Here is a 6,654-nt window from a genome sequence, read left to right on the forward strand (position 1 = left end):
AGCCCTCTCCTTAACAAAATATTTGCTTAATCTCCATGCTAGCACTTTTGGTCTATTGTGACTCCTCTCTACAGGGGTGACAACGAGATTAAAGTCTAGGCTGGGTGTGGGTTGTAGGTAGGGTTGATTCATTTAAATTATTAAGTACAGCGGATTTTGAGTCAATAAATTTGACTGAAAATTATCAAGTTTATCTTTTTCTAATCAAAAGAGTTAGTCACAATAACTAATCTTTAATCCTCTGCCAATATTTATTATGAATAGATTGATAAAACTTGTTAACAAGCTACTAAAAGCCTATCTCTCTTGAAATTGTCTGAGAGTACATCCTGTTAATTTAGCTAATTTTTCTGCTTCTTACGTCGATAAAACTATCAGTTTTTCCCAAGGTTCAGCTAACCACCTCTGTCCCTCCGTTATTGAGAGAAAACCCAGAAACGTTGAATCCTGTAATAAAACTTTACATTGACAAGCATAATACCCCTATAACATCAAATTTTAAGTTGAATAGACAATCCTCCGGAACCAGTGTAAATAGCTAATATGTTGACACATGAAACTCTGTAAATAGCGCAGTTTGTCTAATAAGCTTTTCCCAAATCCTTCTTCAATATCTATTAGCTGTAGAATCAGATAAGCGATAATGCAGCTATAGATATGTAGGCGGATTCCGTTCTCGTTTTTAGTGATTAGATTATCCAACTTTAGAGGCATTTTAAAAAATTTCCACAGCAGTTCTCTTGGCCATCTTTGGATGTAAATTTCGGCAACTTCTTCATTGCTAACTGCCCCTTCTCCTTGTAGAGGTAAATCTGTCGCCCGCCGAAATTCTGTTTGACTTTCTAGGGGGAGCATCTCACTTACGCGATGAGTAATTATACTTAGCTTAAAAGCCACTCTTAATCGTGTCTTGGAACGAAATAGAGGCTTTTAAAGACTGCGTACATAGAGAATTAAAACAAGAATTACCCTCGAAAAGCCTATTTTTCCCCTAAGTATTTATGCTCATTGCAAAGGTGAGATGCTCCCCTTTCTAGCTTTCTAGGTCGCAAAAAGCGACTACTCTTACTTCTATTTGTCTTTTATCTTTTCCGAGTTTACACTTGCCATTTTCGAGCATCTCCAGGCTAATATTATTTTTCAATCTCAAGACAAAATGCTTGTCACTACTCTCTAATAATTCGGTGATTCTTTGATTAGAAGCAAATCCTCTATCCATTACGCCAAGTCCATTTACAGGAATTGCTTCTATCGTTTTTCCTCCTTCTTTCGAGTCATTAACTTGACCAAAATGGATGAGGATTTCGACCACCTCTGTTGTGATACTATTAAGACCAGAGAATAGTTTTACTTGATGCCATCCTTGCGACCATAGTAGTTTACTGGTTAAGCTAATTATTGTTGAGTCAATGGGAAATAAAGCTCGCACATTCTCTATTCCTTTTTTGGCAACTAAACGCTTATTTAATTCAACAATGACTTTCTCAAACGGACTTGTTTCTATAATTTTGCTTGCCTGAGAAAATGGGGATAAATTTACATTGATTCCTTCAAGTACCATTCGACTGCATAAGTCCCTCATACTGACGATGCTTTTATCTAAAGCAAAACCAATCCAACAGGACAAAAATGTAAAAGTGTCTAAAGCGGGGTAGTCATTTTTAGGCAGTGGTTTGAGAAGCTCTTTTATGAGTTTTGAGAAATTCTTCATCAGGGCAAACTCCCTATTGTGAGGGTAATAAGTTGTCTAGATTCTATCTATAATAGCATTTTTTGTCTGACTTTTCTCAACGTTCAACACTTCTGGTTCTAATTGTCTCCCCTCTAGGTCTTTAATCCTGATATTTTCTTGAGAATTTCTGGATAAATCTAAAGCTTTAATCACCTCTTTTGCCACTGCTTTTACCACGGGAATAGCCACAGAATTACCGAACTGTTTATAAGCTTGGACATCGCTGACAACAATCTGAAAACTATCGGGAAATCCCTGTAATCTTGCCCATTCTCTGGGAGTCATTCTGCGGACGAATAATTTATTTACTTCTCCCTTAATGCGAGTAACGGGAGTAAAATTAGTCAGTCTTTGATCGATAACTAAATTTCTTTCTTTTCCCATACCTCCCACCACAATAGCATTAGCAATACCATCGGGAGAAATAATCTCATAACCGAACCCATTACCTTTATTTTCGTGTCTGGCCCTGTGTTTAAACAAAGTTTCTAAATACTGATTAGAGAGATAATATTTAACGCTGACTTCCTTTTCTTCTAGGATATCTTTGAGACAAGTTTCTTGATGGGTTGGTTGGGGATAGGAAAAATGGTAAATATTTAAATCTTCTCGAAAACCGACGATAAAAATTCGGGGACGGTTTTGAGGAACCCCAAAATATCTGGCATTTAAAATCTGGGGACTAGGGACAAAATAATGCAAATCCTTTTCTAATATATCTAAAATAGTTTTTAAAGTTTTACCTCGATCATGGTGGACTAAACCCTGGACATTTTCTAAGATAAAAGCTTTCGGTTTCTTTTCGTGTAGGATCCGGGCAACTTCAAAAAATAAGGTTCCGCGTGCATCTTCAAAACCGTGTTTTCTGCCGGCGATACTAAAAGCTTGACAGGGAAACCCGCCACAGAGTATATCATGATCGGGGACAGTTTTTGCCTCTAATTTTCTGATGTCTTGATTATCGGGTAAATGACCATAGTTAGCTAAGTAAACCTTTTGGGAGTGAGGATCGATTTCCGAGGAAAAAACGCATTGACAACCGAGATTCTCTAAGGCGATTCTAAATCCTCCTATACCGGCAAATAAATCAATAAAAGTCCACATATTTTATCTATTCTAAGCTTTTGTTTTGATCCCAGAGACGATATTAAACCGGCTATCTTAGATTTTAGTATAAATTCTCGAATCTTTCTGTCCACTTCCCCATCTACCCTGTCCGCGTAATTTTTTTCTCCCAAATACTAAACAGATTGGTGTTACAAGTGTAGGATAAGAAAGATACCTTTAACAAGCATAACCTAGAAACCATGACCTCTTCTGCTCTTTTTATAGCAGTTATCCTAAATGATGAGGTAGGAAGTTTTCCTTTTGGGGAGTCGGTCGTCAGCAGTCGATCCCAAATCAGTTTACACTTCGTCTTGATGAGAAACGCTATAAGTAGCCGACGATAAATCCGACATTCCGCACATCTTCATATACTTTTATATATTTTTACATTCCCCAAGATGTTTTGACGAAAAAGCTTCATAGAAACTACTATTGAGAACATTTTCAATAATTGATTTTTTCTGAGAAAAAAAAATTACAATTCTTCACCTTGATCAAAATCAATCATTGTAGCTATAGTCCCTACTAGCAATGGGTTTTAAGCAAAATATTAGTGGGACTTAGGCGTTTTCGGTCATCAAAAAAGGCTCAAACCATTACGGGACAAAGGGTTAACCTCGATTTATGATTTTCCTTGATCTATCTGGGTTTCAGCGATTTTGGGCTTCTCGAAGTAAATCCCAAGCGGGGATTGGAGTTGAGGCTTTTCTCGATTTGTTTTTTGTCTAAGTCCCACTAGGAAATAAGGTTGAACATGAGATTTTTTCGACTTGTTCAAAGTGGCCGTCCGGCATTCGGACAATCAAAACGGACGGGTCGGAAAGCGTAAGACTACCGCTAAGGTAGCGGCATCCCGTGAAGCGTCAACCCAGCGGTCGGTCGTTCAATTAAGTTTGTTCGAGCTGCCGGTCATCACCGTCCGGCCTCGGCGGTGAGGATGTCAAGTCACTATCCCGCAACTACAAAAGGCAATGATCGAGAAGCAGAAAAGTCATCTGCCTCTACGGGCAATTTTACCCCTGATCACCGGCCGTCCTTTACCCAAAGAGGCACTGGCATACTACCGACTCGAACAACTGTCAAAATTAAAAGCCAAGTATGGGGTAGAATATCTTGACCCTGAAAGTGAGACGATCGACTGGAGAGAAATCGAGAATCTGTTTCGCACAGTCCTTCCCTTTGAAATTTGCCGTCGTTATCAGATCCTGCCCCTACAAAAACAGCAATCCGCTGCCAATGTCCTTCACCTAGCCATGGTGGATCCCGCTAATGGGACTTAGACAAAAAACAAATCGAGAAAAGCCTCAACTCCAATCCCCGCTTGGGATTTACTTCGAGAAGCCCAAAATCGCTGAAACCCAGATAGATCAAGGAAAATCATAAATCGAGGTTAACCCTTTGTCCCGTAATGGTTTGAGCCTTTTTTGCTGACCGAAAACGCCTAAGTCCCACTAATCAGGAAATTCTCGATGATTTACGTCGTATCCTCCGGGATCAAGAATTGCAGTTTGAACGTCGTGTCATCGATCGGGCAGATTACCAGAAATTGGTCGAAATCTATCGTTATCGCCAAGAAGAAGCCCTATATGGCCGTTTTCTTCCCCAAGAACAAGAGCTAGAGACCATCGTTGACATAACCGGCCTTTTTGAAGATGGCCAATCTCTCCCCCATCTCCACCGCCAATTAGCCGACGAGGATCTCGGTCTGATTCAACAGGCCAATCAAAAGATGATCGTCAGTCTCGTTAATAATATCCTGATTCAAGCCATCGAAAGTAAAGCGACGGAAATTCACCTAGAACCCCAAGAAAATCAATTAACTGTCCGTTTTCGCCAAGATGGTCTCCTGCGTTCTGCCTGGGAACCGATTTCTCCAGAAGCGACCCCAGCAATTATCTCACGGTTAAAAATTCTTGCTAACCTTGATGTCAGCGAAAAATCGCGCCCCCAACAGGGAAAAATGACCACAACTTTTTCCGGTCGCAAAATAGATTTTCGTCTCCACACCCTACCCAGTCAACAAAGGGAAAAAATTCTTCTGCGGGTTTTTGATTCTCGATCCCCACTTTGGCCCCTCGATGAATTGATTACTAGCCAAGAAACCTGTAAACTGGCACGCACCATGATTGATCGCCAGGCGGGGTTAATTCTGCTCACCGCACCGGCCAGAGGCGGCTGTTCCACCAGTTTCTATTCTCTACTAGCCCATCGAAACCGGGGTGGGGTTAATATCGCTACCCTGGAAACCTCGATCGAACGCAGCCTTAACGGTATTACCCAAGTGGAAATCGCTGATGGTCAAGGTCGAGATTATGCCTCGATTTTGCCCTCTTTCCGGAATCAAGACCTGGATATCATCGGTATCGATCGCCTGGCGGATTCTTCCACCCTTACCCATGCTCTAGAAGCGGCTTTGACTGGACATTTAGTTAGGGTCTGCGGCAAAAAGTAGGGGCGAAGCATTCGGGCAATAACCTATCGGTGAAACCGGAGATTTTCTATCCGAATGCTTCGCCCCTACAGGACGCGGGCCGATGAAGACGCCAGGTTTTGAAGCACGATTCTCTCAAAATCTTGCACCTGTGGGAGCAAGAAAAGCCACAAAACCCTTACCATGCCCACATTTCACATTTATTCAGCCAGCCCTAGTTATTTCTAGTTTACCCCTCAATGATGCCTTTGCCGCGATCGCTCGCCTCCATCAATTAGCGGAGCCGGCCCTAGTGGCTGATACCCTAATTGGAGTGATTAATCAAAGACTGGTGCGACGGGTTTGTCCAGTTTGTCGGCTTAAACATCAACCAAAAAGGGAAGAATTAGCTAAATTTGGTCTTTCTCCCGCCCAAGCTGCTCAATACAGCTTTTATAAAGCTAATTCCCTCACTGCCGAAGAAATCATCCAAGCGCGGGAAAAAGGCAGATTATGCCGTCATTGTCACGGCATCGGTTATCAGTCCCAGATCGGGGTCTTTGAAGTAATCACGATTACCCCTGAACTGAAAACTTGCATCGCTGAGAAGAAACCCGCCGATATGCTCAAAAAAGCGGCAACACGGGCAGGATTTAAGCCTCTCCTCGCCTACGGTTTAGAATTAGTCTGTCAAGGTTATACTACCCTAGAGGAAATCGAGCGCGTCATGGCTGATGAATTAACTTTGCCCTCCCTCTCTGCCGTCAATAATCCTGAGATTCCCTCGGATGTTTTCGGGAGAATCGAGGCGATCGAGCAGTTATTACAGGCTCTCAACCGTGAATTACAGTCACTAAAGCGGGAAATTAGCCTAAATTCGCCCACAGCTTCCCCTGAGAGCGCAAATCCGACTATTCTCGACCAGGAGTTGCCTGATTTGACTAATCCAGTCCTTCCTTCCCGAAACTGGTCATCGAAAATTTGGGTCTGAAACCCCGTCGTTCTACGACGGCTTTACTGTTAAATATTAGAACATTTACGAAATATATGCTAGAATGTGAGACATGGAAAAAGCCTACTCGTTCCGATTTTACCCCACACCCGAACAAGAGTCGCTATTGCGGCGCACTTTGGGCTGTGTAAGATTGGTTTACAATAAGGCACTCCATCTCAGAACACAAGCTTGGTATGAAAGACAAGAAAGAGTAGGATATACTGAAACTTCTTCAATGCTAACCGAGTGGAAAAAGCAAGAAGAATTAGACTTTCTCAATGAAGTAAGCTGTGTACCTTTACAACAAGGGTTAAGACACCTACAAACAGCTTTTACTAATTTCCTTGCTGGTCGTACTAAGTATCCTAACTTTAAGAAAAAACATCAGGGAGGAAGTGCCGAATTTACCAA

The 6,654-nt window shown here is 41.7% G+C and carries 7 protein-coding genes; 4 read left to right on the plus strand and 3 right to left on the minus strand.

Annotated features, from left to right (window positions below):
- Nucleotides 1–498: 498 nt before the first annotated feature.
- From H6G48_RS25015 to H6G48_RS25025, 3 genes are all read right to left on the minus strand, one after another.
- A complete protein-coding gene (locus H6G48_RS25015; RefSeq protein WP_423202563.1) occupies nucleotides 499–855 on the minus strand; it encodes a transposase in 357 nt (118 codons plus the stop codon).
- 178 nt (nucleotides 856–1,033) lie between these two features.
- Nucleotides 1,034–1,711: a transposase gene (locus H6G48_RS25020; protein ID WP_242034776.1), complete on the minus strand. Its 678-nt coding sequence runs from the start codon at nucleotides 1,709–1,711 to the stop codon at nucleotides 1,034–1,036.
- 36 nt (nucleotides 1,712–1,747) lie between these two features.
- The gene (locus H6G48_RS25025; protein ID WP_190723762.1) at nucleotides 1,748–2,836 is read right to left on the minus strand and encodes a DNA cytosine methyltransferase; all 1,089 of its coding nucleotides are present in this window, start codon (nucleotides 2,834–2,836) and stop codon (nucleotides 1,748–1,750) included.
- A gap of 974 nt (nucleotides 2,837–3,810) precedes the next feature.
- Between H6G48_RS25025 and H6G48_RS25030 the strand changes: the two genes are divergently transcribed.
- The 4 genes from H6G48_RS25030 to H6G48_RS25045 all read left to right on the plus strand — a co-directional run.
- Nucleotides 3,811–4,119: a GspE/PulE/PilB domain-containing protein gene (locus tag H6G48_RS25030; RefSeq protein ID WP_242034777.1), complete on the plus strand. Its 309-nt coding sequence runs from the start codon at nucleotides 3,811–3,813 to the stop codon at nucleotides 4,117–4,119.
- Nucleotides 4,120–4,340: 221 nt separating this feature from the next.
- On the plus strand, nucleotides 4,341–5,291 hold the full coding sequence (locus H6G48_RS25035) for a GspE/PulE family protein (RefSeq protein WP_242034778.1): 951 nt from the start codon (nucleotides 4,341–4,343) through the stop codon (nucleotides 5,289–5,291).
- 82 nt (nucleotides 5,292–5,373) lie between these two features.
- Nucleotides 5,374–6,240, plus strand: coding sequence for a GspE/PulE family protein (locus tag H6G48_RS26690; protein WP_242034779.1), 867 nt, complete (start codon nucleotides 5,374–5,376; stop codon nucleotides 6,238–6,240).
- A 73-nt stretch (nucleotides 6,241–6,313) separates the two neighbouring features.
- Nucleotides 6,314–6,654: RNA-guided endonuclease InsQ/TnpB family protein (locus H6G48_RS25045; protein ID WP_190723763.1), on the plus strand; the 341-nt coding region annotated here is incomplete at its 3' end.

Origin of the sequence: Microcystis flos-aquae FACHB-1344, from assembly GCF_014698375.1 — a bacterium.
GTDB classification, from domain to species: domain Bacteria; phylum Cyanobacteriota; class Cyanobacteriia; order Cyanobacteriales; family Microcystaceae; genus Microcystis; species Microcystis aeruginosa.